18 protein-coding genes are annotated in these 23,335 nt (G+C 76.0%); 6 read left to right on the top strand and 12 right to left on the bottom strand.

What is annotated here, in order from left to right; all coding sequences use genetic code 11:
• Positions 1-4: 4 nt before the first annotated feature.
• From ACFXAE_RS13760 to ACFXAE_RS13750, 3 genes are all read left to right on the top strand, one after another.
• A complete protein-coding gene (locus ACFXAE_RS13760; protein WP_384712879.1) occupies positions 5-538 on the top strand; it encodes a DoxX family protein in 534 nt (177 codons plus the stop codon).
• 90 nt (positions 539-628) lie between these two features.
• Entirely contained in the window at positions 629-1,192 is a 564-nt protein-coding gene (locus ACFXAE_RS13755) for a hemerythrin domain-containing protein (RefSeq protein WP_384712876.1), read from the top strand.
• A 383-nt stretch (positions 1,193-1,575) separates the two neighbouring features.
• Positions 1,576-2,793 carry an MFS transporter gene (locus ACFXAE_RS13750; RefSeq protein WP_384712964.1) on the top strand — a complete coding sequence of 406 codons (1,218 nt, stop codon included), beginning with the start codon at positions 1,576-1,578 and terminating at the stop codon, positions 2,791-2,793.
• A 124-nt stretch (positions 2,794-2,917) separates the two neighbouring features.
• Here the strand turns inward: ACFXAE_RS13750 and rfaE2 are convergent, their stop codons facing one another.
• The 7 genes from rfaE2 to ACFXAE_RS13715 all read right to left on the bottom strand — a co-directional run bounded on the left by rfaE2 (position 2,918) and on the right by ACFXAE_RS13715 (position 11,061).
• Positions 2,918-4,333: a D-glycero-beta-D-manno-heptose 1-phosphate adenylyltransferase gene (gene rfaE2 / locus ACFXAE_RS13745; protein WP_384712873.1), complete on the bottom strand. Its 1,416-nt coding sequence runs from the start codon at positions 4,331-4,333 to the stop codon at positions 2,918-2,920.
• Positions 4,330-4,956, bottom strand: a complete 627-nt coding sequence (locus ACFXAE_RS13740) for an SIS domain-containing protein (protein ID WP_384712870.1) — start codon at positions 4,954-4,956, stop codon at positions 4,330-4,332. The genes rfaE2 and ACFXAE_RS13740 overlap by 4 nt, the downstream gene beginning before the upstream one ends.
• 74 nt (positions 4,957-5,030) lie before the next feature.
• Positions 5,031-6,278, bottom strand: coding sequence for a glycosyltransferase (locus tag ACFXAE_RS13735; RefSeq protein ID WP_384712867.1), 1,248 nt, complete (start codon positions 6,276-6,278; stop codon positions 5,031-5,033).
• 262 nt (positions 6,279-6,540) lie between these two features.
• On the bottom strand, positions 6,541-7,605 hold the full coding sequence (locus ACFXAE_RS13730; protein WP_384712864.1) for a glycosyltransferase family 2 protein: 1,065 nt from the start codon (positions 7,603-7,605) through the stop codon (positions 6,541-6,543).
• Complete coding sequence (locus ACFXAE_RS13725) at positions 7,602-9,275, bottom strand: carbamoyltransferase (RefSeq protein ID WP_384712861.1); 1,674 nt, start codon at positions 9,273-9,275, stop codon at positions 7,602-7,604. The genes ACFXAE_RS13730 and ACFXAE_RS13725 overlap by 4 nt, the downstream gene beginning before the upstream one ends.
• A 76-nt stretch (positions 9,276-9,351) precedes the next feature.
• A complete protein-coding gene (locus ACFXAE_RS13720) occupies positions 9,352-10,314 on the bottom strand; it encodes an NAD-dependent epimerase/dehydratase family protein (RefSeq protein WP_384712858.1) in 963 nt (320 codons plus the stop codon).
• A gap of 237 nt (positions 10,315-10,551) precedes the next feature.
• Positions 10,552-11,061: a hypothetical protein gene (locus ACFXAE_RS13715; RefSeq protein ID WP_384712855.1), complete on the bottom strand. Its 510-nt coding sequence runs from the start codon at positions 11,059-11,061 to the stop codon at positions 10,552-10,554.
• Between the two features lie 172 nt (positions 11,062-11,233).
• Here ACFXAE_RS13715 and ACFXAE_RS13710 point away from each other — a divergent pair, with 172 nt between their 5' ends.
• Complete coding sequence (locus tag ACFXAE_RS13710; protein WP_384712852.1) at positions 11,234-12,487, top strand: cytochrome P450; 1,254 nt, start codon at positions 11,234-11,236, stop codon at positions 12,485-12,487.
• 293 nt (positions 12,488-12,780) lie between these two features.
• On the opposite strand, the gene ACFXAE_RS13705 is transcribed toward ACFXAE_RS13710, so the two are convergent.
• From ACFXAE_RS13705 to ACFXAE_RS13685, 5 genes are all read right to left on the bottom strand, one after another.
• A complete protein-coding gene (locus tag ACFXAE_RS13705) occupies positions 12,781-14,151 on the bottom strand; it encodes an alpha-lytic protease prodomain-containing protein (protein WP_384712849.1) in 1,371 nt (456 codons plus the stop codon).
• A gap of 182 nt (positions 14,152-14,333) precedes the next feature.
• Complete coding sequence (locus tag ACFXAE_RS13700; RefSeq protein ID WP_384712961.1) at positions 14,334-15,998, bottom strand: alkaline phosphatase D family protein; 1,665 nt, start codon at positions 15,996-15,998, stop codon at positions 14,334-14,336.
• 255 nt (positions 15,999-16,253) lie between these two features.
• A complete protein-coding gene (locus tag ACFXAE_RS13695; protein ID WP_384712846.1) occupies positions 16,254-17,015 on the bottom strand; it encodes a metallophosphoesterase in 762 nt (253 codons plus the stop codon).
• Positions 17,012-17,299, bottom strand: a complete 288-nt coding sequence (locus tag ACFXAE_RS13690) for a BON domain-containing protein (protein WP_384712843.1) — start codon at positions 17,297-17,299, stop codon at positions 17,012-17,014. The genes ACFXAE_RS13695 and ACFXAE_RS13690 overlap by 4 nt, the downstream gene beginning before the upstream one ends.
• Before the next feature lie 21 nt (positions 17,300-17,320).
• Positions 17,321-18,010, bottom strand: coding sequence for a nucleotidyltransferase family protein (locus ACFXAE_RS13685; protein ID WP_384712840.1), 690 nt, complete (start codon positions 18,008-18,010; stop codon positions 17,321-17,323).
• 239 nt (positions 18,011-18,249) lie between these two features.
• On the opposite strand from ACFXAE_RS13685, the gene ACFXAE_RS13680 reads away from it, so the two are divergent.
• Positions 18,250-18,852: a hypothetical protein gene (locus tag ACFXAE_RS13680; RefSeq protein WP_384712837.1), complete on the top strand. Its 603-nt coding sequence runs from the start codon at positions 18,250-18,252 to the stop codon at positions 18,850-18,852.
• Between the two features lie 24 nt (positions 18,853-18,876).
• Positions 18,877-23,205: an HAD-IC family P-type ATPase gene (locus ACFXAE_RS13675; protein WP_384712834.1), complete on the top strand. Its 4,329-nt coding sequence runs from the start codon at positions 18,877-18,879 to the stop codon at positions 23,203-23,205.
• Positions 23,206-23,335 lie beyond the last annotated feature (130 nt).

Raw genomic sequence — 23,335 nt, 5'->3', positions numbered from 1 at the left:
AGGCATGAGTCTGTTGCGCGTCCTCGGCCGGCCGATGCTGGCGTCGATGTTCGTCGCGGGCGGGCTGGATTCCGTCCGCAACCCCCAGAACGTCGCCCCGATGGCCGAGTCCGTCGTCAAGCCCGTCACCGACCGCGTCGCGGTGCTGCCGGACCGCACCGAGGACGCCGTGCGCCTCAACGGCGCGGTCCAGGTCGTGGGCGGGCTGCTGCTGGCCACGGGACGCCTGTCCCGTCCGGCGGCGCTCGCCGTCGCCGCCACACTCGTGCCCACGACACTGGCCGCCCACCGTTTCTGGGAGGAGGAGGACCCCGGTCAGCGCATGCAGCAGCGCATCCACTTCCTGAAGAACCTGTCCATGCTCGGCGGTCTGCTGATCGCCGCCGACGACACCGGCGCCGCCCCCTCGCTGCTCTGGCGGAGCCGGCACGCCGCCCACGACCTGCGCCGCGACGCCCACCTCGTCCGCCGGTCCGTCCGGGCCGGGGCCGGCCCCGCCGCGGCGGCCGGCCGGGTCCGGGCCAAGCTGTCCTGCTGACCCGCCGGACCGCGTTAGCTCCCCGAGGGCAGGGGGACCCGTCGGCCGGTGGGCCCGGCCGGGTGCCACCACGAACCGGAGGTGAAGGACATGGGACACGGAGGCAACGTCATCGACGAACTGGTGACCGATCACCGGGAGGTCGAGGAGCTCTTCGGCAAGATCGAGGCACTGCCGCCGGGCCACAAGGACCGCAAGGTGTACGCCGACCAGGTCACCATCGAGCTGGTCCGGCACTCGGTGGCCGAGGAGGCGTACCTCTACCCGGCCGTGCGCGAGCACGTGGAGAACGGGGACGCGCTGGCCGACCGTGAGCTCGAGGACCACGCCACGGCCGAGCGGACCATGAAGGACCTGGAGGGCTGCGACGCGGGCGACGCCGAGTTCGACCGGCTCGTCGGCGCGCTGATGAGCGAGATCCGCGAGCACATCGCCGACGAGGAGCAGAACCTGTTCCCGATGCTGCGCGCCTCCTGCTCCCCGGAGGCACTCGACCAGCTCGGTGACAAGGTCCGGCAGGCGAAGAAGACGGCCCCGACCCGGCCGCACCCGGCCGCCCCGGACAAGCCCCCGGCGAACAAGCTGCTGGCACCGGGCGCCGGCATGGTGGACCGGGTCCGGGACGCGCTGAGCGGACGCGGAAAGCTCGGCTGACGCGGGGGCGTACAAGGGCATACGGGGCACGGGGAGGGGTCCGGCGTTCCGGCGCGGGCCCCTCCCCGTGCCCGCGCCCGTCCCCGGTCGCTGTGAGCAACCACACTCACGCCCCAAGTCCCCGTCCCCACCGTCCCTTTGACGCCCGCGCCCTCATGATCCCCGACCACTCGGAAACGACTCGGCGGTCCCTTCTGCCACGATGGTCCGCGCCCTGTCCGGGTGACGGGAGCCGCCGCGCAGCGCAGCCGGCGTTCCGCTTCCCGCGCCCCCTCCGCTGAGTCCTCCGACTCGTCCTCCCGAGTGGCGCCACTGTGTCTTCCCCGCCCACCCCTGCCCAGCCCGAGTCCCGCGCGCCCTGGCGCTCCCTGCGGCACCGCAGCATGCGCTGGTGGTCCGTCGCGAACTTCGTGTCCAACGCCGGTACGTGGATGCAGCTCACGGTGCAGAACCTGCTGGTCCTGCAGATCACCGGGTCCGCCGCCGCCACGGGTCTTTCCATGTCCGTGCAGGCCGCCCCGGCCCTGCTCATGAGCGTCCTCGGCGGCGCGGCGGTCGACCGCTGGCCGCGGAAGGTGACGGCCGCCGTCAGCCAGGCGCTGCTGGCCGTGATCGCGTTCACCACGGCCACCCTGGTGGCGCTGGACCGGCTCGACATGACGTCCCTGATGGTGCTGGCCGCCGTCACCGGTGTCGTCGCCACCGTCGACAACCCGGCGTGCGCCCTGCTGGGCAACGACCTCGTCCCCGCCGAGGACGTGCCCTCCGCCATCGGCGTGGGCGCGCTGGTGTTCAACGCGGGCCGGCTCGCGGGCGCCGCGCTCGCCGGGGTGACGGTCGGGTTCCTCGGCACCGCCGCCGCCTACTTCGCCAACGGATTCTCCTTCCTCTTCGTGACCGCGGTCATCCCGTTCCTGCGCCCGGCGGCGGGAGCGGTCCGGCACGTCGCCGAGAAGGGCGGGCGCCCGCAGGCCGCCATGACCGTCCGCGAGGGGCTCACCTTCTTCGCCCGCCGGCCACGGCTGATGGCGCTCGCCGGGGTGACCGGCATCAGCGCGGTCTTCGGCCGCAACTACGGGCTCACGCTCGCCGTCCTGGTCACCGGGCCGCTCGCGGGCGACGCGGGTGCCTTCGGCACGGTGTCCACGGTCCTCGCGGTCGGCGGCATCCTCGGCGCGGTGCTCGGCGCGCGGCTGCGCAGGCCGTCCGTGCGGCTGGTCGGCGCCCTTGCGGCGACGGGCGCGCTGCTGCAGGTGGTGGCGGGGATGTCACCGTCGCTGGCCGTGCTGCTGGTGCTGGTCCTGCCCATGGCGGTCGTCGAGTCCGTCTCCGACACCGCCGGAACGGCCGTCCTGCAGACCGACCCGCCCGCCCGTCTGCGCGGACGCGTGCTCGGTGTCTGGGGCAGCGTCGGCACCGTGTGGAGCCTGGGCGGCCCGCCCGCCCTGGGTCTCCTCATGGAACTGGCCGGCCCGCGCGGCGCCCTGATCACCGGCGGCCTGGTCATCGCCACGTCGATCGCGGCGGGCCACCTCCTCCACACCCGCCGCGCCACGACCCCGGCCGTTCTCCGTGCCGAGGCCCTGGGAACAGCCGCGTGACGGCCGGCCCGTCCGGCGCTCGAGGACGAGGCCCGAAGGGCCGAAGGGGGCCCGGGGACGCAGCCCCCGAAGACGGGACGGGACGGGGCGGCGGGGGCGAAAGAACCTCCCCGCCCCACCCCACTCACCCGTCCGGCGCCCGAAGGGCAACCGTCGCCGCCCGCGCCGCCCGCCGGGCCAGCAGCGTCGTGGACCGCCCGTCCAGATACGGCAGCACCACCGCCTGCCCACCCCACCTCCGCAACACCTCCGCCTCCGGCAGCTCCTGCACGGAGTAGTCCCCGCCCTTCACCCACACATCGGGCCGCAACCGCCCCAGCACCACCTCGGGCGTGTCCTCCTCGAAGACCACCACCGCGTCCACACTCCCCAGCGCCGCCAGCACCCTCGCCCGGTCCGCCACCGGCGTCAGCGGCCGCCCCGCCCCCTTCCGGCGCGTGACCGACGCATCGGAGTTCAGGCACACGATCAGACAGTCACCGATCCGCCGCGCACTCTCCAGCAGCCCGACGTGCCCCGCGTGCACCAGATCGAAGCAGCCCCCCGTGGCGACCACCGTCCCCCCGCGCGCCCGCACCCCCTCCGCCAGCCCGAACGCGTCGGCGGCCGGATCGTGCGCGGGGCCGGGCACGGCCGGCGCGTGCCACAGATCCGGATTCCCCGCCCCGCCCGCCGCGACGAACGCCGCCGCCTCGGCGACCGCCCGCTGCAGCGCCTCCTCCGGCAGCAGCCCGTCGGCCAGCGCCGCGACCGTCGTCGCCGCGAAGCAGTCACCCGCGCCGCACGGATCCCCGTCCGCCCGGAACGGCGCCGGGATCAGCATCGGCGTACCCCCGCCGGGCCGGGTCAGCAGCACCCCGCGGTCCCCGAGCGTCACCGCGACCCCCGCCGCCCGCCAGCGCTCCGCCAGTTCCGTCCCGCGCTCGGCGAAGGTGCCCAGCGACGCCCCGGACACCCCCGGCGCACCCGCGCACAGGGCGACCGCCTCCGCCGCGTTGGGTGTGACCAGGCGCGCCCCCGGCACCGGAGGGTCCCCCTCGGGATGCGGGTCCCACACCAGGGGCGTGTGCCGGGCCGCGTCCTCCAGCTGCGGACGGACGGCCCCCGCGGTGTGCCGTCCGTAGTCCGCGACGAGGACGGCGTGCGCGCCCGCGAGCGCCTCGCGCACCGCCTCGTCCGGCTCGCCCGGCGTCCCGCCGCCCCGGTCGATGCGTACCACGGGCCGTCCGCCCGCCAGCACCCGCGTCTTCACCGGCAGCGTGCCGTGCAGCGGCAGCTCGAGGAGCCGGACCCGGCCACCGAGCTCCCGGCGCACGGCCTCGCTGGCCGGGTCGTCGCCGAGCGCGGTCACCAGCACCACGTCCCGGCCGCCGCGGGCCGCGAGCGCGGCGGCCAGCCCGGCTCCGCCCGGATGCCGCCGGTCACCGGTGACGTCGACGACCGGGGCGGGCGCGTCCGGGGCCAGCCGGGTCGCCACCCCCTCGATGTCCTCGTCGAGCAGGACGTCCCCCACCACCACCAGCGGCTTCGGACCGGTCATGGCATCCTCCCGGGAACGGCCGCCGTGTTCCGCGAGAGGGGCGCGGCCACGGCGGCGTCGAAACACTCGCAGAGCAGGTGCACGGCGACCAGATGCGTCTCCTGGACGGTCGCGGTGCTGCCCGCCGCCACGCACAGCGCCTCGTCCGCGGCCTCCGCCAGCGGGTTCGGGCCGGGCCCGGTGAGCGCCCAGACCCGCAGCCCGGCCCGCCGGGCCGTCACCGCCGCCGCGATCAGATTGGCGCTGCGTCCCGAGGTGGACAGCAGCATCAGCACGTCGCCGGGGCGCCCGTGGGCGGTCACCTGGCGGGCGTAGACGTGGTCGAAGCCGTAGTCGTTGCCGATGGCGGTGACGCTGGAGGTCTCCGCGTGCAGGGCGAGCGCCGAATAGGCGCGCCGCTCCCGGCGGTAGCGGCCGACCAGTTCGGCGGTCAGGTGCTGGGCCTGGGCGGCGCTGCCGCCGTTGCCGGCGGCCAGCAGCCGTCCGCCGTCGGTGAGGACGGCGGCGAGGCGTCCGCCCCAGTCGGCGATCCGGGGCAGGCCGCTTCGGCGGAAGCCGTCGAGGGCCTCCTGGAGCGACCGGCAGTGCAGCCGGGCGGCGTCGAGCGCGGGGTGTTCGGTCATGGTGCTTCGGGCGTGCCGCCTCGGGGGGACGGCGGCGGGACCCGCACCTCCTTCCAGGGTCGGGCACCGGCGGGTCAGCCGGTTCCGGTCGCGGCGGGCTCGGCGTCGAGGACCTCGCAGTACGCCGCCTCGGTGGCCGCGGCGATCCGCGCCCAGCCGTAGCGGCTGAGCACCCGGCGGCGGCCGGCCACCCCGCACGCCTTCCGGGCCGCCGGATCGGCGAGCAGGCCGGCCACGGCCCGGGCCAGTGCCTCGGGGTCGCCGGGCGGCACCAGCCGGCCGGTGCCGGGATCGGCGACCGTGTCGAGCTGACCGCCGACCGCGGTGGCCACCACCGGACGGCCGCAGGCCATGGCCTCCAGCGGGACGATCCCGAAGGGCTCGTAGTCGGCGGGGCACAGCACCACGTCGGCGGAGCGCAGCAGCGCCGGCACCCGCCCGGCGTCCACCCCGCCGGTGAACCGGACCCGGTCGGCGACCCCGGCGTCCCGCGCGACGCCGCGCAGCCGGCGCACCTCCGGGTCGTCGTCGAGGCGGTCCGCGGGGGGACCGCCGACCACCAGCAGCTCGGTGTCGGGCAGCCGGGCCAGCGCGGCCAGCGACACCGCGGCGCCCTTGCGCGGCACCAGCCGCCCCAGCTGCACCAGCCGGTACCGGAACGGGCCGCGCGGCGCGAGAGGGCCCACCGGCGTGAACCGGTCGGTGTCGACGCCGCACGGCACGACGCCGATCCGGTACGCCGGCACCCCCATCCGGATCAGCTCGGCGACCTCGTCCCGGCAGGTGGCGACGATCCGGTCGCAGCCCAGCCCCACCTCGATCTCGCAGCCGATCCGCTCCGGCGGACTGGTGTCGGCGAGCCGCTGGTGCCGGCGCTTCACCGTGCCCAGCGCGTGGTACGTGTGCAGCAGCGGCAGCCCCAGCTCCCGGGCCGCCCCCAGCGAGGCCAGCCCCGACATCCAGTAGTGCGAGTGCGCCACGTCCGGGGTGCGCGCCCGCCACACCCGGGCCAGCAGGCGCCCGAACTCGTCCATGTACGGCAGCAGCCGGTCCTTGGGGACCGGCTCCGCGGGGCCCGCCGGGACGTGGTGCACCTCGACCCCCTCGCGCAGCGTCACCCGGCCGGGCAGACCGGGCGCGTCGCGGCGGGTGTGCACGGTGACGCGGTGGCCGCGGTCGGCGAGCGCCCCGGCCAGGGCGGCGACATGGACGTTCTGCCCGCCGGCGTCCACCCCGCCGAGGGCGGCGAGCGGGCTCGCGTGCTCCGAGACCAGGGCGATGGACAGCACGCCCGGGGCGAGCGGGCCGGAAGCGGGGGTCATGGGCGCACCTCCGTGATCGGTCGCGGTACAGGCCGCAGCGGAATGTCCAGGTGCGCCCCGGCCCCACCGTCGCGGCCGGACGCGGGCCGTCCCGCCCGCGGTCGTCCGCCGGCCCGGACGGGTACAGCGGGTACACCGGTCGCGTGGCGGACCGACCGGGCGGCTCCGCCCCGCGTGGCCGTACGGCCCGGGTGCGGACGCCCGCCACGGTGGAGGCCACGCGTCGCGCCGGCCGGGACGCGGCGCCGGCGGGCCGGGCGGGTCAAGAGGGGAGCCGTTCGCCGGCCGACGGGGAGTGCGCGGACGTGGGGGTCCCGGCCCGGTGCGGGTGGGGCGGTGCCGTGTGGTGCAGGACGTGGCCGCGCAGCCAGTGCCAGGTCGCGGCGGGCGGGACGAGCACGCTGGTGAGGGCCATGGTGACGATCTCCTCGAAGGTGCGCGGACCCGGCAGGATCCGGGCGAGGGCGAACTCGGCGGTTCCCGCCAGCCACCCGGTGGCACACGCCACCGCCGCGCGCGGCCGACCGGACAGCACACAGCCCGCTGCCGTCAGGCCCGCCGCGGTCAGCGCCAGGTGCGCGGGCAGCCGGCCCCGTGGTGCCTCCGCCCGCTGCCACCAGCCGCGCCCGTGCAGCCGGGTCATCAGCACGTCGTCGGCGTTGCCCGCCTGGAGCCGTACGGAGATCCAGCGCCCGGCGGGCCGCACCGGATGAGTGGTGACGCGGCGGCCCTCGGACAGCGTCCAGCCGGCGTCGAGCACCCGCAGCGCCAGGTCCGCGTCCTCCCGGAAGGCCCTGCGGAACCGTTCGTCGAAACCGCCGACGGCCTCCAGCGCCCGGCGGCGGTACGCCATGTCGGCGGTGATCCAGCGGGCCCGGGCGAGCCCGGCGGTGCCCCGCTCCCAGTCGGTGGGCGGCCGGTCCGGCGGCAGGGGCACCTCGATCCGGGCGGCGATACCGGCGGTCGCGACACTCGCCCCGGCGAGGTCGAGCGCGAGGTCGTCGGCCCAGGTGGGGCCGGGCACCACGTCGTCGTCGAGGAAGACGATCCACGGCGCGTCCCCGGCGGCCCGCCATCCGGTGTTGCGGGCGGCGGCCGGACCCCGTGCCCCGCCGGGCACGACGAGGGTGCGCGTGCGCAGCGACGGCGGAACGGCGGCGGTCAGCGGCGCGCCGGCCGCATCCGGGCGGTCGTCGACCACCACGACCCGTACCGGGCCGGGCCCGTCCGCCTCGGCCAGCGCCCGCAGACACCTGCCGAGGCAGGGCCGGCCGAGCGTCGGCACCACCACCGCGTACTCCCCGTCCGGGGCGGCCGGCCCGGTCACCGCACGTCCTCGCCGTCGCCGTCGTCGCCGGAGCGGAACAGACCGCCGCGCCGGATCGCGTACGGGCCGATGGCCAGGAGGTCGACGGGGGAGGAGCCGAAGCACTCCAGGGCGTCGCGCGGGTCGTCCACCATCGGCCGGCCCGCCGTGTTGAGGCTGGTGTTGACGACCACGGGCAGCCCGGTCAGCCGCTCGAACTCGCCCAGCATCCGCGCCACCAGGGGCTCGCGCGCCGGATCGACCGTCTGGATGCGGGCGGTGCCGTCGACGTGCACCACGGCCGGGATGCGGTCCCGCCAGGCGGGCGCCACGTCGTGCACGAACAGCATGTACGGGCTGGGCAGCGGCCCGTCGAAGATCCCGGCGGCCCGCTCGGCGAGCACCATCGGCGCGACCGGCCGGAACTGCTCGCGCCCCTTGACGTCGTTGAGCCGCTCCAGATTGCCCGCGTGCCCGGGGTGGGCCAGCAGCGAGCGGTGGCCGAGCGCCCGGGGGCCGTACTCGCCGCGCCCCTGGAACCAGGCGACGATGCCGTTGCCGGCCAGCGTCCGGGCCACGGTGGCGGCGATGTCGGGTGGCCGTTCGAAGGGTACGGCGGCCGTCTTCAGCCAGGCTCCCAGTTCCGCGTCGGACCAGTCCCGGCCGAGGTCGGCGCCGGTCATGGGCTCGGGCCCGTCACCGGCGCCGGCGGACAGCAGCAGGGCGCCGCCGAGCGCGGTCCCCGCGTCCCCGGCCGCGGGCTGCACCCACACCCGGGAGAACGGACCCTCGCGGGCGATGCGGGAGTTGGCGACGCAGTTCAGGGCGACGCCCCCGGCGAGGGTGAGCACGCGGTGGTGGGTACGGCCGTGCAGCCAGCGCACCAGGTCCAGCAGGGTCTCCTCCAGCACCGCCTGCGCGCTCGCGGCGGCATCGGCGTGGTCCCGGGTCCACGGCTCGTCCGGGCCGCGCGGCGCGCACAGTCCGTGCCAGGGCACGCCGGTGGCGTGGAAGCCGCCGTCGCCGGTCGGATACACGTACCGGCGCAGTTCGGGCAGCATGCGCGGGGTGCCGTGGGAGGCGAGGGCCATCACCTTGAACTCGTCACAGGAGCGCAGGAAGCCGAGGTGTTCGGTGAGTTCCTCGTAGACCAGGCCGAGCGAGTGGGGGAGGTCCTGCGCGCGCAGGGATTCGAGCCGGTCGTCCACCCGGCGGGCGGCGAGGTGCGAGGCGCGTTCGCCGCGGCCGTCCAGCACGAGGACGGAGCAGTCCCCGGCGTCGGGTGCGGCGAAGGCGCCGGAGGCGGCGTGCGCCATGTGGTGCGGTACGAAGCGGACGATGCCGGGGTCGAGCCCGGGCAGCGCGGTCCGCAGGAAGCCGGGGGCCTCCCGCGCGTAGGTGAGCCGCAGGTGGTCCCACGGGTCGTCCAGGCCCATGGCGTCGGCGGGGCGGGCCAGCGCCGGGTCGAAGGAGTAGGCGACCGCGTCGAGGTCCTGCGGACGCAGTCCGGCCCGCTTCAGACACCAGGCGGCGGCCTGTTCGGGCAGTTCCCAGGCGGAGAACGGCAGCGGGCGCTTGCCGTGCTTGCGCCGGGAGAACCTCTCCTCCTCCGCGGCGGCGACGGTCCGCCCGTCGATCACCAGGGCGGCCGCGGGGTCGTGGAAGAGGGCGTTGATACCGAGGATGCGCATGGGCGGGCGGGCCTTTCGCGGATCGGGCGGCCGGGGGTGGGCCGCGGTGTCCCGGACCGGCGGGGGACGGCCGCGCTCAGCGGCGTGCTTCGGCGCGGAACCAGTCGATCGTGCGGCGCAGTCCTTCCTCGGTGCCGACCAGGGGCTCCCAGCCGAGCTTGTCGCGGGCCAGCGTGATGTCCGGGCAGCGCACGGCCGGGTCGTCCACCGGGCGTTCGATGTAGCGGATCTCCGAACGGGAACCGGCGAGTGCGACGACGAGACGGGCCAGGGCGAGCATGGTGATCTCACCGGGGCTGCCGATGTTGACGGGGCCGCGCATGCCGTGGCCGGCCGCCGCGAGGACGCCGGCCACCGTGTCGTCGACGTAGCACAGCGAGCGGGTCTGCAGGCCGTCACCGGTCACGGTGAGGGGTTCGCCGGCCAGGGCCTGCCGGACGAAGGTCGGTACGGCGCGGCCGTCGTGGCCGCGCATCCGCGGGCCGTAGGTGTTGAACAGCCGCACGATGCAGGTGTCCGTGCCGCGGGTCTCCGCGTGGGCGGTGGTCAGCGCCTCGCCGAAGCGCTTGGCCTCGTCGTAGACACTGCGCGGGCCGACCGGGTTGACGTGGCCCCAGTACCGCTCGTCCTGCGGATTCTGCTGCGGGTCGCCGTAGACCTCCGAGGTGGAGGCGAGGACGAAGCGGGCCCCGGCGTCCTGGGCGAGCCTCAGGGCGTTGCGGGTGCCGAGGCTGCCCGTCTCCATGGTGTGCAGCGGCAGCCGCAGATAGTCCGCCGGGGAGGCGGGGGAGGCGAAGTGCAGCACCAGGTCGGGCGGCCGGCCGACCGGCAGCTCCTGCGCCACGTCGGCCCGTACGAGCGTGAACCCGGGCCGTTCGAGCAGCGGGGCGATGTTCTCCGGCCGGCCGGTGCTGAGGTCGTCCACGCACGTGACGGCGGCGCCCGCGTCGAGCAGGGCGGCACACAGATGGGAGCCGACGAATCCCGCGCCACCGGTGACGACGGCGTGCTCCCACTTCCGCGATATGACGGTGCTCATGCCGCCCAGCCTGAACCCCGCCCCCGCACCCGGCACGGCCGCCTACTGCGTTCCGGTGAATGACGCAACGTGACCCCCGCCCCACGGGCACCTCCCGCACTCCGCGTGCAGTCGTGCCTCCCCAGCGTCTTGAAGGTCCGGGAGGCGCCCCCAGCGGCACGGGTGGGCGGTGGGGGAGACACCCGCAAGCGCCGGGCTGCGCACCCCGGCGAGCACACCCAGGGCCCGACGCGGACCTCAGCCCACCAGGGTGACGTCCGGATCCAGCCGGCTCAGCAGCGCCGAACGGTGCAGGCCCGCCACCGGAAGCAGCAGATCCGGATGCCGCAGCAACGCCGCCGCCCGGCGGTCCGTCTCATCGGGCGCGACCAGCCGACGGAACTCGGCAGGCACGGCGCCCCCCGTGAGCGCGGTCACCGCGAGACCGGCCACCTCGGGATCGGCCAGCAGACACGCCGCCCAGCTCGCCACGACCTCGTCGACCCACGTACGCCAGGCATCCCCCTCGCCCGAGCCCTCTGCATCCGCCCCGGTCACCCAGTCGAGCCGCCCCGAACCCCCCGGCCCCGTCAGCCCGACCAGGGCGACATCCATCTCCGTCGGATACCGCAGCCGCGCGGCGACGGTCACCGCCTGCCGTGCCTGCGCCTCGCACAGGGCGGCCGCCAGCGCCCCGCCGGGCGCGGGAAAGGAACGAGTCAGCCACTGCGCGGTCGCCGCGATGACCGGGGAGAGATCTGCTTGCACTGCCGGGCCGTCCGAGCTGCTGGGGTGAGAGAACCGCACGGAACGCTAGCCGCCGCCCCGCCCGCCCCGATATGACTCCGGCCTCCTTCGGCACGTGGCCTCGGCCACATCCGAACGGGTGGTCCCGCCCCCACCCGGAGTGTCGCGGCACCCCCTGGGGCACCCGGCGGCCATGGACGTACTCAGCCGCCCCCTGATCGACCGCACCCTGCCGCTGCTGGCCGAGGGCTACGCCTGGTTGCCCAACCGGATGCGCGACACCCCCGGCCCCGTGGTCCGCACCCGGATCCTGGGCCGGCCCGCACTCGCCCTGCGCGGCCCCGAAGCGGTGCGGTTCTTCTACGACGAACAGAACGTGCACCGGCACCGCGCCATCCCCGAACCCGTACTCGCCACCCTGTTCGGCCACGAAGCGGTGCACACCCTCGACGGCGTCGCCCACCGCGCCCGCAAGTCCCTGTTCCTGCCGCTGCTCGAGCCGGGCCGGATCGCCGGCCTCGTCGACCACACCGCCGCCGCCTGGGACGAGGCCGTACCCGCCTGGGGCCGGCGCGGCTCGGTCGTGCTGTTCGACGAGGCGGGCACGGTGCTCGCCACCGGGGTCCACCGATGGGCCGGCATACCGCTGGACGACGCCGATGCCGAGGCGACGGCCCGCGACATGATCGCCATGATCGACGGCTTCGCCACCGCCGGACCGCGCCACCTGCGGGCCCGGCGCGCCCGCGTCCGGCAGGAGGACCGGCTGGGCCGGCTGGTGCGGGACGTACGGTCCGGCGCGGTCACCGCCCCCGTGGACTCGGTCCTCGACCTGGTGTGCCGGCACCGCGACGCGGACGGTGAGCCGCTCGACGAGAAGACGGCCGCGGTGGAACTGCTCAACGTCGTCCGCCCGACGACCGCCCTCGCCTGGTTCGTCGCCTTCACCGCGCACGCCCTGCACAAGTGGCCCGAGCACCGCGCGCCCCTCGCGGACGGGGACATCCCGTTCACCGCCGCGTTCACCCACGAGGTGCGCCGCTTCTACCCGTTCGTGCCGTTCCTCGGCGGTCTGGCCGCCCGGGACCTGTACTGGCGGGGCGAGTGGGTCCCGGCCGGGGGGCTGGTGGTGCTCGACGTGTACGGCCAGAACCACGACGAGTCGCTGTGGGGCGATCCGTACGCCTTCCGCCCGCGGCGCTTCCTCGAACGGCCGGTGGAGCGCGACGAACTGATCCCGCAGGGCGGCGGCGATCCGGCCGCCGGGCACCGCTGCCCCGGCGAGGGCGTCACCGTCGGCGTGCTGGAGGCGCTCGCGGTGCGGCTCGCCCGAATGGAGTACACGGTGCCGGAGCAGAATCTCACGATCCCGCTGCACCGGGTCCCCACCCGCCCGCACAGTGGCGTGCTCCTGTCCGGCGTACGCCCGCCCGCCGTCTCCTCGTGATGCCGTACGTCCCCGGCCCGTCGAAGAAGTGACGAAGGCACGTCGGGGAAAGGCGAAGCGATGTGTTCGACATCAGCGCATCCGGAGGGGAGGGCACTCGCTCCGCCTCGGGGGATGGTGTCCTGCGTCCCGACGAGAAGGCCACCGGGGAACTCACCGGGATCCGGAGCGCCGGCACCGAGGCGGTACCGAGGCGGCACTCGACCCGCCCGGGACCGGCCACGGCGGGGCCACCCCCGGAAACGGCGCCGGCGCCGGCACAGGGCCGGCGCCGACGCCGTACGGTCATGCCGTCACAGCCGCTGCCACAGGGCCGGAGTACCGGCGGGCGCCCACGCGCCCTGCGCCTGGTGGGTCTGCAGGCACTGGTAGCGCACACCGTCACGGGTCACCGTGGTGCCCACCTCGTAGACCCGGCCCGCGGTCCATGCCTCGGCGCCGTCGTCCTGCCGGCCCGGCGTGGTCTGCGCGGTGGCGGTGGTCAGGGTGAGCCCGAAGTCACCGAGGATCGGATTGACCGGCTGGTAGAACGTCGTACCGCCGCTGGTGCAGTCACCGGAACCACCGGAGGTGACACCCTGCGCCTGCGCGCCCGCGACATACGGCCCGCCGGAGTCGCCCGGCTCGGCGCACACCGTCGTCCGGGTCAGCCCGTCGACCCTGCCCTCGGCGTATCTGACGCTGGTGTCGTGCTGCTCGATGGTGCCGCAGTGCCATCCGGTGGTCGAACCGGAACGGCACACCGACGCCCCGACGAGAGCCTGCGCCGAACCGGTGACCTGCACCTCCTGGCCCTCCTGCGCCCTGACGTCGGGCGTGGGCGTCCACTGGTCGCCGGTGGCCACCCACGCCATGTCCTCGCCGGGGAACGTGGAGGCCCGGAAGGTGCCCTGCGCGGTGCGGTCGTATCCGGTCGTGGTCGCGCCGGGCCTGCCGCAGTGACCGGCGGTGGCGAAGCCCGCCTGCTCACCCCTGGTGACGGAGAACCCGACGGAGCACCGTGCGGAGCCGTCGATGTAGAAGGCGTCGCCGCCGGTGATGTCCTGCAGCAGGCGCGGCCGTACCGTCGTCATCCGGATGCCGACGTCCTCGCCCTCGAGCCCCGCGGCCTTGACGAAGGCGGTGCCGGCCTCCTGGCTGGTCGCCTGCACCATGACCCGGTTCTCCGGTACGTCGACGTACCAGACGGGCGTGTCGAGGGTCTCGACCCGCCCGGCCGCCGCGTCCAGCTTCGCCTTGGCCGCCTCCAGTGCGGCCAGCGTCCGCCCGACCACCTTGGCCGTGGCGCCCTCGGCCTCGATGGCCGGGGCGTCCTTGGCGTCGGTGGTCGCGACCGTGAGCTCCTCGGCCGTCCTGCCGCGCACCCAGGCACCGGCGAACCGGTCGCCGAGCGCGTTGCGCAGCCGGCCCGCCCGGGTGCCCGCCTCGGCCTCGTTGACCAGCCGCTCGGAGGCCTGGGCCTCGTCCAGTCGCAGATCACGCCGGAGGGCGGCGAGCAGATGGGGCGACGGCCGGTCGGCGCCGAGGGTCTGGGCCGCGCCGGGCGCAGGCCCCGCCACGGGCGTGGGGTCGGCCGCCGCGGCGCAGGGGAGTCCGGCGAGGACGAGGGCGCCGAGCGCCGTGAACGCCGACCGGCGGGCGGCCCGGGCGTGTCTGAGGACCATTCGGTAGGTCTCCTTCGTACGCGGTGCGAAGCTGCGGAAGAGACTCAGTCCTTGCCCGTGACACCCGGCACGATGTCAGGACACGCCGTGATTACCGCGTTCGTGACACGTGCGGACGCCAAGTGCAGTACACGCGTACGACTCCGGACACCCGGACGGGTGGGGCCGGCGTCAGGCCGGCGTCAGACCGGCGTCAGACCGGGCGAGCCCACCTCGGTGACGAAGGAGGCGGCCGTGGAGACGGGGGCGCCGGGCGTCGTCACGGCCGGGACGATCCGGTAGTCGGCCCGGGCGCTCTCCCGGCCCAGCTCGACGCGCACATAGCCGCGCCGGCCGTCGTAGAACCGCAGGTGGGGGTTGGCCCGCAGGTAGGTGTCCCAGTTGGCCGGGTGCTCCGCGCCGTCGCGGCCGCTGGCGACGGAGGTGCAGGTCAGCTCCGTGCCCAGGACGGCGGAGTCGGGGTCGTCGAAGTCGTCCTTGATGTCGAAGGCGTACGCGACATGGACGTCACCGGTGAGGACCAGCCAGTTGGCGACACCGGCCGCCTTCGCGCCCGCGACCAGCCGGCCGCGGCTGGCACGGTAGCCGTCCCAGGCGTCCATGGAGACCTTCGCCCCGGCGTTCAGGTCCAGCTTGCGCTGCGAGAAGCACACCTGCTGGGGCATCACGTTCCACAGCGCCGTCGACGTGCCCCAGCCGTCGAGCAGCCAGCGCTCCTGGGCGTCCCCGGTGATGGTGCGCGCCGGGTCGTCCGACTCGGGCCCGGGAACGTGCGGGGTGTCGCCGTAGGCCTGGTCGGAGCGGTACTGACGGGTGTCGAGGATGTCGAACTGGGCGAGGTCACCCCAGTGCAGCCGGCGGAACAGCCGGGCGTCGGGGCCCTCGGGGAGCCGGTCGGCGCGCAGTGGCTGGTTCTCCCAGTAGGCGCGGTAGGCGGCGGCGCGGCGGGGCAGGAACAGCGCCGGGTCACTGCCGTTCTCGTCGAGCGCGCCCGCGTAGTTGTTCTCGGTCTCGTGGTCGTCCCAGGTGACGACGAACGGGTGCGCGGCGTGCGCGGCCCGCAGGTCGGGGTCGCTCTTGTAGAGCGCATAGCGCATCCGGTAGTCCGCCAGCGTCGTCGTCTCGCGGTTGAACACGGCCGGCAGCGCGACGTCGGTGTAGCGGCGGGCGCCGCCCGCGGAGTCGACGGCGTACTCGTAGAGGTAGTCCCCGAGGTGGAACACCACGTCGACGTCCTCCTGCGCGAGGTGCCGGTGCGCCGTGTAGTAGCCGTCGTGGTACGCCTGGCAGGCGACCGCCGCCAGTCTCAGGCTCGCGGTGCCGGCGCCGGCCGGGGGAGCGGTACGGGTGCGGCCGGTGGGACTGATCCAGGCGCCCGTGCGGAACCGGTAGTAGTAGTGGCCGCCCGGCTCCAGGCCCTGCACGTCGACGCGCACGCTGTGCCCGTACTCGGGGTGGGCGAGGACGGTGCCCCGCCGTACGACCAGGGCGAAGGACTCGTCGGCGGCGACTTCCCAGGCGACCTCCACCTGCTGCTGTCCGAGGCCCCCGTCGGGTTCGAAGGGGACCGGGGCCAGCCGGGTCCAGATGAGCACCGAATCGGGCAGCGGGTCGCCGGAGGCGACACCGAGCGTGAACGGGTCCTCGGCGATCCGGGCCGCGTCGAGCCGGGGCGCGGCGAAGGCGCCGCGCGCGGGGAGGCCGGTGGTGAAGGCGAGGGCGGCGGCCGCCGCGGTGACGGTGAGGAAGCGGCGGCGGGCCAGGTGCCGTGCGGCGGTGCGCAGTTCGGCGTCGTGCGGGGTGAGGGCGGGCTCGGACGACGGTCCGGTACGGCCCGGCGGCGCCATCTGGTGTCCTCTCGTACGGGTCGGGCGGATGGACGAAGGGCGCAGGCCGGCGGCGACGCGGCCGGGCGAGCGCGGCCGTGCCCCGGGCGCGTGCGCGGCGACGTGACCACGGGGCACGGAGCTGCATGCTAAGCGGACAAAATGCGCACAGTGTGCGCGCCTTGCGGGGCGTTCACACGGGAGGCCCTGTGCGGACCCGGTCTCGGGGCAGAGAAAAGCGCCGCCGGTGCGACCGGCGGCGCTGGGGCGGCGGGCTCAGGCGGTCGCCGCCCCCGTGCCGGCGCCCACGCGGTCATGGACCGGCAGGTGGTAGACGTGGAAGGCGCGGCCGATGACCGGCTGGGCGACGTTGCGCACCTTCACGCCTCCCGTCGTCATGCCGTGCTCGCTGCCGGCGTGCGCGTGCCCGTGCACGGCGAGATCGGCGCCGGCCATGTCGATCGCCTCGGCCAGCAGATAGCTGCCCAGGAACGGATAGATCTCCAGCGGCTCCCCGGCCAGGGTCTCCGGCACGGGGGAGTAGTGGGTGAGGGCGATCCGGACGTCGCAGCCCTCCTGGTCCAGCTTCTCCAGCGAGGTCCGCAGGCCGTCGGCGCACCGGCGGGAGAGGCGCACGAACTCCTTCATCACCGGCTCGCCGAACTCCCCGGCGCTCGCCCCGACGAACCCGCCGCCGAACCCCTTGGTGCCGGCCACCCCGACGCGTGCGTCGCCGGCCCGTACGACCGCCGACTCCCCCTCCAGGACATGGGCTCCGGCGTCCCGCAGGACGGCCGTGACCTCGTCCTGCCGGTCGTCGTGGTGGTCGTGGTTGCCGAGCACGGCGGCCACGGGGACGCCCAGGTCCCGGATCTCGTCGGCCACCACGCGGGCCTCCTCGACGGTGCCGTGCCGGGTGAGGTCCCCGGCCAGCAGCAGGAGGTCGGCGCACTCGGGCAGGGTGTCGAACGCGGGGCGGAGCGTGCCCCGGGTGTCGGGCCCCATGTGGATGTCACCGACGGCGGCGATCCGGATCATGACAGCTCCTCCGCGTGATCGGGCGACGAGGTCTCGCTGACCACGATGTCGCAGTGCACCTCGAGCCCGGTGAGCTCCTCGCGCACCGTGCTCAGGACGTCCTCGCGGCAGTGGGCCGAGGGTACGGTCCCGGTGACCAGTACGGACCCGCCGCGGACCTCGACCCGCACACCCAGTTCGCCGAGCTCGCCCGAGGCGAGACGGTCCTGGAGGTGGGCGATGCGGTACTCCGGGCTCGCCGCCGCCGGTGTGCCGCCTGCGGATCCGGCGTCGTGGGTGTTCATGGGCGTTCCTTCCGCGGACGTTCAGATGACGTTCAGGCGCTCCAGGAGGAAGAAGAAGGCGGCCGGCATGGGCTCGTCCCCGCAGTCGCGCCGTACCCGCTCCCAGTCGACCTTCTCGCGCAGGGCGCGGGCGATGGGCAGGACGGCCCCGAAGTCGCAGTGGTGCTCCGAGAAGGCGGCCAGCAGGCCGGTCAGCAGATCGGTGGACGCCAGGACCGGCATGCGCACCGACTCCACCGGGAGCTCCTGCGCCCGCCGGAGCATCTCGGTGGAGACGGGCCGGTGCGCCAGCTCGAAGATGAGGTCGACGTCCTGGCCGAAGCAGGTGGCCTTGATCAGCCAGTCCTCGGGCGGGGTGTACACCGTCAGCCCGGCCTCGCGGAGCGTGGCGGCCACCGACTCGGCGTCCTCGGGCCGGACGCAGAAGTCGACGTCGTGCTGGAGGTTCCCGCTGCCGCCGTGGGCGTGGACGGCGACGCTGCCGGCCAGCGCGAACAGGTGCCCGCCCCGCTTGAGCACCGCGCCGACCTGCTTGGCCGCCTCCAGGATCGCCTGGTTGCGGTCGCGGGGCAGCTCCGGGTCCTCCTCCTGGGCCCGTGTGCCGCTCCGCGCGGCGTGCCCCGGTACCGGTCCCGGGGCGTCCGTGGCCAGACGGAGCTCCCGGGTCCCCGGGGGCCGGGCGAGCGTGGCGTCCTCGCCGTTCTCCGTCATGACCACTCCCTTCGCCGCCCGGGCGGTCCGCACGGCCGCTGTGTGCCTGCACCTAGTACCCGGCGTGCCGGTTCCGACACGGGCGCGGGCGAAAGGCGGCGGCCCGGACCGGGGATGGAGGGCGGCGGCCCGGAGCGGGGTGCCGTGCGGCGTCCTCGCCGCCGCGGGCGTACAGAAAAGGCGCTTTTGCCGGTTACAGCTGAATATGGGGCAAAAGGCAGGGAAGGTGATGAGTGCCCGTGAGGGACTCGCTCGTGGAGGCCGGCATGGAGCAGCACACGTCTCGTCCGTCCGATCTTCCGGGGCCCCTGCGGGCCGTCGTCTCGGGCCTGCGGCACCTGCCGGGCGCGGAGCAGGCGGGGCGGGTGGCCGGTGGCGCCCTGGACGCGATCGGCACGGTCTCCCCGCGCGGGCGCCGGATGGCCGTCTACGCCGGAGCCGGGGCGCTCGGTGTGGCAGGCGTCGTCGAGTGGCCGGTGGCGCTGACCGGCGCGGCCGTCGCCTGGCTCACCCAGCCGCGCCCCGCACAGCGGCCCGACGGCGCGCCGGGCACGGAGTCACCGGCCGGCGCGGACGGGCACCACCGGACGCCGGCCGGGAGCGGCACCTCCGGCGACCGGCCGCCCGCGGGGCCCGGCGACCGGCTCGCCCCCTCCCGCGACCGCGCCGGCCATGCGGAGCACCCCGTGCGCGAACAGCCCGCCAAGGTGGGTGACACCGCCACCGCCTCGGCCCTGAAACAGGTCGCCGATGCCACCCGGCAGCACGGCGCGCACTCCGCCCTCCACCCGGACCCGGACACCGCCCCCGGCCGGCCGCGCGACTCCCGCCACACCGGCTGAGCCACGATCGACGGGACTCCACAGATGCTCACACGCTTTGACGTCGCCCCCCTCGCCGGGGCCGTGGCGGGAGCCGCCGCAGGCGCCGCCCGCGGCACCGCACAGGGCATGACGTCCGTCCACGGCACGACGCGCCGCCTCGGCCACGTCGCCCGCAACGCCCTCGGCGGTGGCCGGCACTGGCGGGCCGGACACCGCGTCCATCTGGCCCTGCGGCACCCGGGCGGCGCCGTCGCCCCGCTCGCCCGCAAGGTCGCCGCCGAACTGCTCGACCACCCCGACGTGCTGACGGCGTACTGGGACGAGGGACTGTCCCGGCTCGTGGTGACCGCCGTGACGGACGCGGCCGGCGACCGCGTGACCGAGCGTGCCGTCGCGCTCGCCGCCCGCCTCGGACTGACCGAGGACACCGGCCCCGAGGACGAGGACGGCACGGCCCATCCCGGTGACCCCCGCGAGGTACGGGTCGCCGCCACCGCGCTGCTGCTGGACGCGGCCGGCGCGGCCGGCGCCCTGGCGGGCCGGTCGCTGCGCCTGCCGCCCAGTCCCAAGGCGGTCACCGCCGCCGTCACCCTGCTGCGCGAGAACCCCCGCTTCCGCGCCCTGCTGCGGCAGCGGTTCGGCCGCAGCGGCATGGAACTCCTCCTCGCCGCCGCCAACGCCGCCGCGCACGGCGCCGGACAGTCCCCCGTGGCCCTGGTGCTCGACGGACTGCTGCGCACCGGCCAGCTCACCGAGGCGACCGCCCGGGCCGCCGCCTTCGAGGCCCTGCACGACGACGTCTGCCTCGAACGGCGCACCAGCATCCCCTGTCCCGCCGGCACCCGCCCGCCCTTGCGGGTGACGCCCGCCCAGGCGTACGCGGCGCACGCCGGCACCGGCAGCGTCGCGGGCGCCGCCGCCACCCTCCTCGTCACCCACGACGCCCGGGAGGCGGCCGAGGCCGTCCTCGCCGGATCCCCCAAGGCGGCGCGCTACGGCCCCGCCGCCTTCGACGCGGTCCTCGGCACCCACCTCGCCCGGTCCGGCGTCCTGGTCCGCGGCGCCGGCCGGCTGCGGCAGCTGGAGATCGCCGACTCCCTGGTCCTGCACGCCGACGTCCTGCGCGGCCGGGCGCGGCCCGCCGACGGCGCGCCCGCGGTGTTCGAGGACCCCGTCGACCCCTACGCCGAAGCGGTCCTCGACGCGGCCCGCCGGGCCGGGCTGCACGTCGTGGTCACCGGCGGCTCCGACCTGAAGGACATCACCCGCCTCGCCGACGAGGTGGCCCCCGCCGACCTGCCGTTCGGCGACGTCGTACGGGCGCTGCAGAACGACGGGCACATCGTGGTGAGCGTCGCCCGGGTGGCCGCGCACGGCGACGGCGACGTGGCGGACGGACTGCCCGCCGGCGATGTGGCGATCGCCCTCACGGACGCGCGCTCGGCGCTCGCCTGGGGCGCCGACGCGCTCGCCCCGAACGGACTGGCCGACGTCTTGCGCCTGCTGACGGCCGTCCCGGCGGCCCGCCGGGTCGGCCGCCGCTCGCAGACCCTGGCCCGGGCCGGCGCCGCCCTGTCCGGGCTGATGGTGGCCCGCGGCGGCCCCCCCGGCGGTCGGCTGTGGCAGCGGCTCACCCGGCACGCCCCGGTGAACATCGCGGCGGCGGGCGCCCTGCTCACCGGCTGGACGGAAGGCCTGCGCGTGGCCCGCGCCACGCCGCCCGAGCCCCGGCTGCACGTGCCCTGGCACGCCCTGGAACCGCACGAGGCGAGCGAGCTGCTGCGCGACACCCGCACCGACACCGACGCCGAACCCGGCGGACTCGCCCTGCTCGCCGAACGCTCCCGGCAGCGGGCCGCGTGGCTCACTCGCACGCCCGTGGCCGTCCCCGCCCGCTGGACCTGGCAGGCGGCCGGCGCCGTCCGCCGCGAGCTCGACGACCCGCTCACGCCGGTCCTGGCCACCGGGGCGGTCGCCTCGGCGCTGCTCGGCTCGCTCGTCGACGCGCTGCTCGTCGTCGGGGCCATGGACATCAACGCGGTGGCGGGCGGCCTCCAGCGGCTGCGCGCCGAACGGGCGCTCGCCCGGCTCGCCGCCCGCCAGCAGCCCAAGGCCCGCCGGCAGGACACCCGCGGCCGCACGGTCACCGTCGACGCCGCCCGGCTGCGGCCGGGGGACCGGATCAGCATCGGCGCCGGCGACGTCGTACCGGCGGACGCGCGGCTGCTGGAGGCGGACGGGCTGGAGGTCGACGAGTCGTCGCTCACCGGCGAGTCGCTGCCCGTGACCAAGGCCGTGGAAGCGACCCCGGGCGCGCCGGTCGCCCAGCGGACCTGCATGGTCTTCGAGGGCACCACCGTCGTGGCCGGCCGCGCCGACGCGCTCGTCGTGGACACCGGCGACCGCACCGAGGCGGGCCGCGCCGTCGCCCTGGCCGCCCGTGTCCCGCCGCCCGCCGGGGTCCAGGCGCGCCTGCAGGAACTGACCCGCAAGGCCCTTCCGGTGACCCTCACCGGCGGTGCGCTGGTGACCGGCCTGTCCCTGCTGCGCGGCAGCCCGGTACGGCGTGCCGTCAGCGGCGGTGTCGCCGTGGCCGTCGCCGCCGTCCCCGAAGGGCTGCCGCTGGTCGCGACCGTCGCCCAGATGGCCGCCGCCCGCCGGCTCTCCCGGCGGGGCGTGCTGGTCCGCACCCCGCGCACCCTGGAGGCGCTCGGCCGGGTCGACACCGTCTGCTTCGACAAGACCGGCACCCTCACCGAGAACCGGCTCCGACTGGTCCGGGTGGCCACCGCCGACGGCACCGTCCTCGCCCCGGACGCCGAGGACGCCGTACCGGTCGTACGGCTCGCCGCGCGGGCCTGTCCGCAGGAGGAGACCGGTGAGGGGCGCCGGGTCGCCCACGCCACCGACGAGGCCGTCCTCGACGTCGCCCCGCCCGACGCCGGCTGGAGTGCCGACGGCGAGCTGGCCTTCGAGGCCAGCCGCGGCTACGCGGCGGCCGCCGGCCGGGACGGCGACGCCGCACTCCTCGTCGTCAAGGGCGCCCCCGAGACGGTGCTCCCCGCCTGCCGGGACCTCCCCGAGGAGGCGGCCGGCACCGCCCACACCCTGGCGGGCCAGGGGCTGCGCGTCCTCGCCGTCGCCCGGCGCCCGTGCCGGGGATCCGACGCGGACGCCGAACTCGACGCCGACCTGGCGGACCTGGAGTTCGCCGGACTGATCGCCCTCGCCGACGTGCCGCGCGACACCTCCCGGGAGCTGCTCACCGAACTGCGCCGGGCCGGCATCCTGCCCGTCATGCTCACCGGCGACCACCCGGAGACCGCCCGCGCCATCGCCCTGCAGCTGGGCTGGCCCGAGGAGACGGAGGTGGTCACCGGGGACGACCTGGTCGCCATGGGACGCTCGGAGCGGGTGCGGGCGCTGCACGGCGCCGGAGTCGTCGCCCGGGTCGCCCCCGAGCAGAAACTGCACGTCGTGGAGGCCCTGCAACAGGCCGGCCGGGTGGTGGCGATGGCGGGCGACGGCGCCAACGACGCCGCCGCCATCCGCGCCGCCGACGTGGGCGTCGGCATCGAGGCCCGCGGCTCCGCCGCCGCCCGCAACGCCGCCGACCTGGTGCTCACCACCGGCGACCTGTCCGTCCTGGTGGACGCCGTCGGCGAGGGCCGCGCGCTGTGGCGCAGCGTCGCCGACGCGGTCAGCATCCTCATCGGCGGCAACGCGGGCGAGGTCGGCTTCAGCGTGCTGGGCACCCTGCTCGCCGGGTCCTCGCCGCTGTCGACCCGTCAGCTGCTCCTGGTCAACCTGCTCACCGACATGTTCCCCGCCATGGCGGTGGCGGTGACACCGAGCGACGACCCGTCGACGGCGGCGCACGCCGCGAGCGGCCCGATGGGCCTCGACGTCCTGGGCGCGCCCCTGCTGCGCTCCATCCGGCGCCGGGGCGTCACCACCTGCCTCGGCGCGGTCACCGCCTATCTGATCGGCCTCCTCACCCCCGGCACCGAACGCCGCTCCACCACGATGGCCCTGTGCGGGGTGGTCGGCGCCCAGCTGGTGCAGACCCTCTCCGGGCGCCGCCACAGCCCTCTGGTGTGGGCGACGGCCCTGGGCTCCGCGGCCGTGCTCGCCGCTCTCGTCCAGACCCCGGGCGTCAGCCACTTCTTCGGCTGCGCCCCGCTCGGCCCCGTCGCCTGGGCGGGCGTCGCCCTGGCCATCACCCTGTCGGCCCTCGCCCCGCGCCTGGAACGCCTCGAAGCGGTACGGCACCTGTACGACGCCGCGTCCCGCCTCGCCCTGCGCCTCGGCGACTCCGCCGGCCGGACCCGCCGCCTCCTGCACACCGGCATCGCCCGCCCGGTGGCCTGACGACGGGTCCCGCACCGGCGGATTCACGCCCGTGCGCCCAGACTGGAAGTGCAGGGCGGTCCCGGAACCCAGCCGGGGCTCCGCCGACGCAGGCGGGCGCGGGCGCGCCCGGCGCCGCGGCCCGCCGCCG

Source organism: Streptomyces sp. NPDC059454 (genome assembly GCF_042749965.1).
Lineage (GTDB): Bacteria > Actinomycetota > Actinomycetes > Streptomycetales > Streptomycetaceae > Streptomyces.
This window is presented reverse-complemented; position numbering and strand designations above follow the sequence as displayed.

Excerpts from the sequence above, each read along its gene's own strand:
- ACFXAE_RS13675 (WP_384712834.1), top strand. The coding sequence starts at position 18,877 with ATGCTCACACGCTTTGACGTCGCCCCCCTCGCCGGGGCCGTGGCGGGA.
- ACFXAE_RS13685 (WP_384712840.1), bottom strand. The coding sequence starts at position 18,010 with ATGACGGAGAACGGCGAGGACGCCACGCTCGCCCGGCCCCCGGGGACC.
- ACFXAE_RS13725 (WP_384712861.1), bottom strand. The coding sequence starts at position 9,275 with ATGCGCATCCTCGGTATCAACGCCCTCTTCCACGACCCCGCGGCCGCC.
- rfaE2 (WP_384712873.1), bottom strand. The coding sequence starts at position 4,333 with ATGACCGGTCCGAAGCCGCTGGTGGTGGTGGGGGACGTCCTGCTCGAC.
- ACFXAE_RS13755 (WP_384712876.1), top strand. The coding sequence starts at position 629 with ATGGGACACGGAGGCAACGTCATCGACGAACTGGTGACCGATCACCGG.
- ACFXAE_RS13740 (WP_384712870.1), bottom strand. The coding sequence starts at position 4,956 with ATGACCGAACACCCCGCGCTCGACGCCGCCCGGCTGCACTGCCGGTCG.
- ACFXAE_RS13750 (WP_384712964.1), top strand. The coding sequence starts at position 1,576 with ATGCGCTGGTGGTCCGTCGCGAACTTCGTGTCCAACGCCGGTACGTGG.
- ACFXAE_RS13735 (WP_384712867.1), bottom strand. The coding sequence starts at position 6,278 with ATGACCCCCGCTTCCGGCCCGCTCGCCCCGGGCGTGCTGTCCATCGCC.
- ACFXAE_RS13760 (WP_384712879.1), top strand. The coding sequence starts at position 5 with ATGAGTCTGTTGCGCGTCCTCGGCCGGCCGATGCTGGCGTCGATGTTC.
- ACFXAE_RS13720 (WP_384712858.1), bottom strand. The coding sequence starts at position 10,314 with ATGAGCACCGTCATATCGCGGAAGTGGGAGCACGCCGTCGTCACCGGT.
- ACFXAE_RS13710 (WP_384712852.1), top strand. The coding sequence starts at position 11,234 with ATGGACGTACTCAGCCGCCCCCTGATCGACCGCACCCTGCCGCTGCTG.
- ACFXAE_RS13700 (WP_384712961.1), bottom strand. The coding sequence starts at position 15,998 with ATGGCGCCGCCGGGCCGTACCGGACCGTCGTCCGAGCCCGCCCTCACC.
- ACFXAE_RS13695 (WP_384712846.1), bottom strand. The coding sequence starts at position 17,015 with ATGATCCGGATCGCCGCCGTCGGTGACATCCACATGGGGCCCGACACC.
- ACFXAE_RS13705 (WP_384712849.1), bottom strand. The coding sequence starts at position 14,151 with ATGGTCCTCAGACACGCCCGGGCCGCCCGCCGGTCGGCGTTCACGGCG.
- ACFXAE_RS13690 (WP_384712843.1), bottom strand. The coding sequence starts at position 17,299 with ATGAACACCCACGACGCCGGATCCGCAGGCGGCACACCGGCGGCGGCG.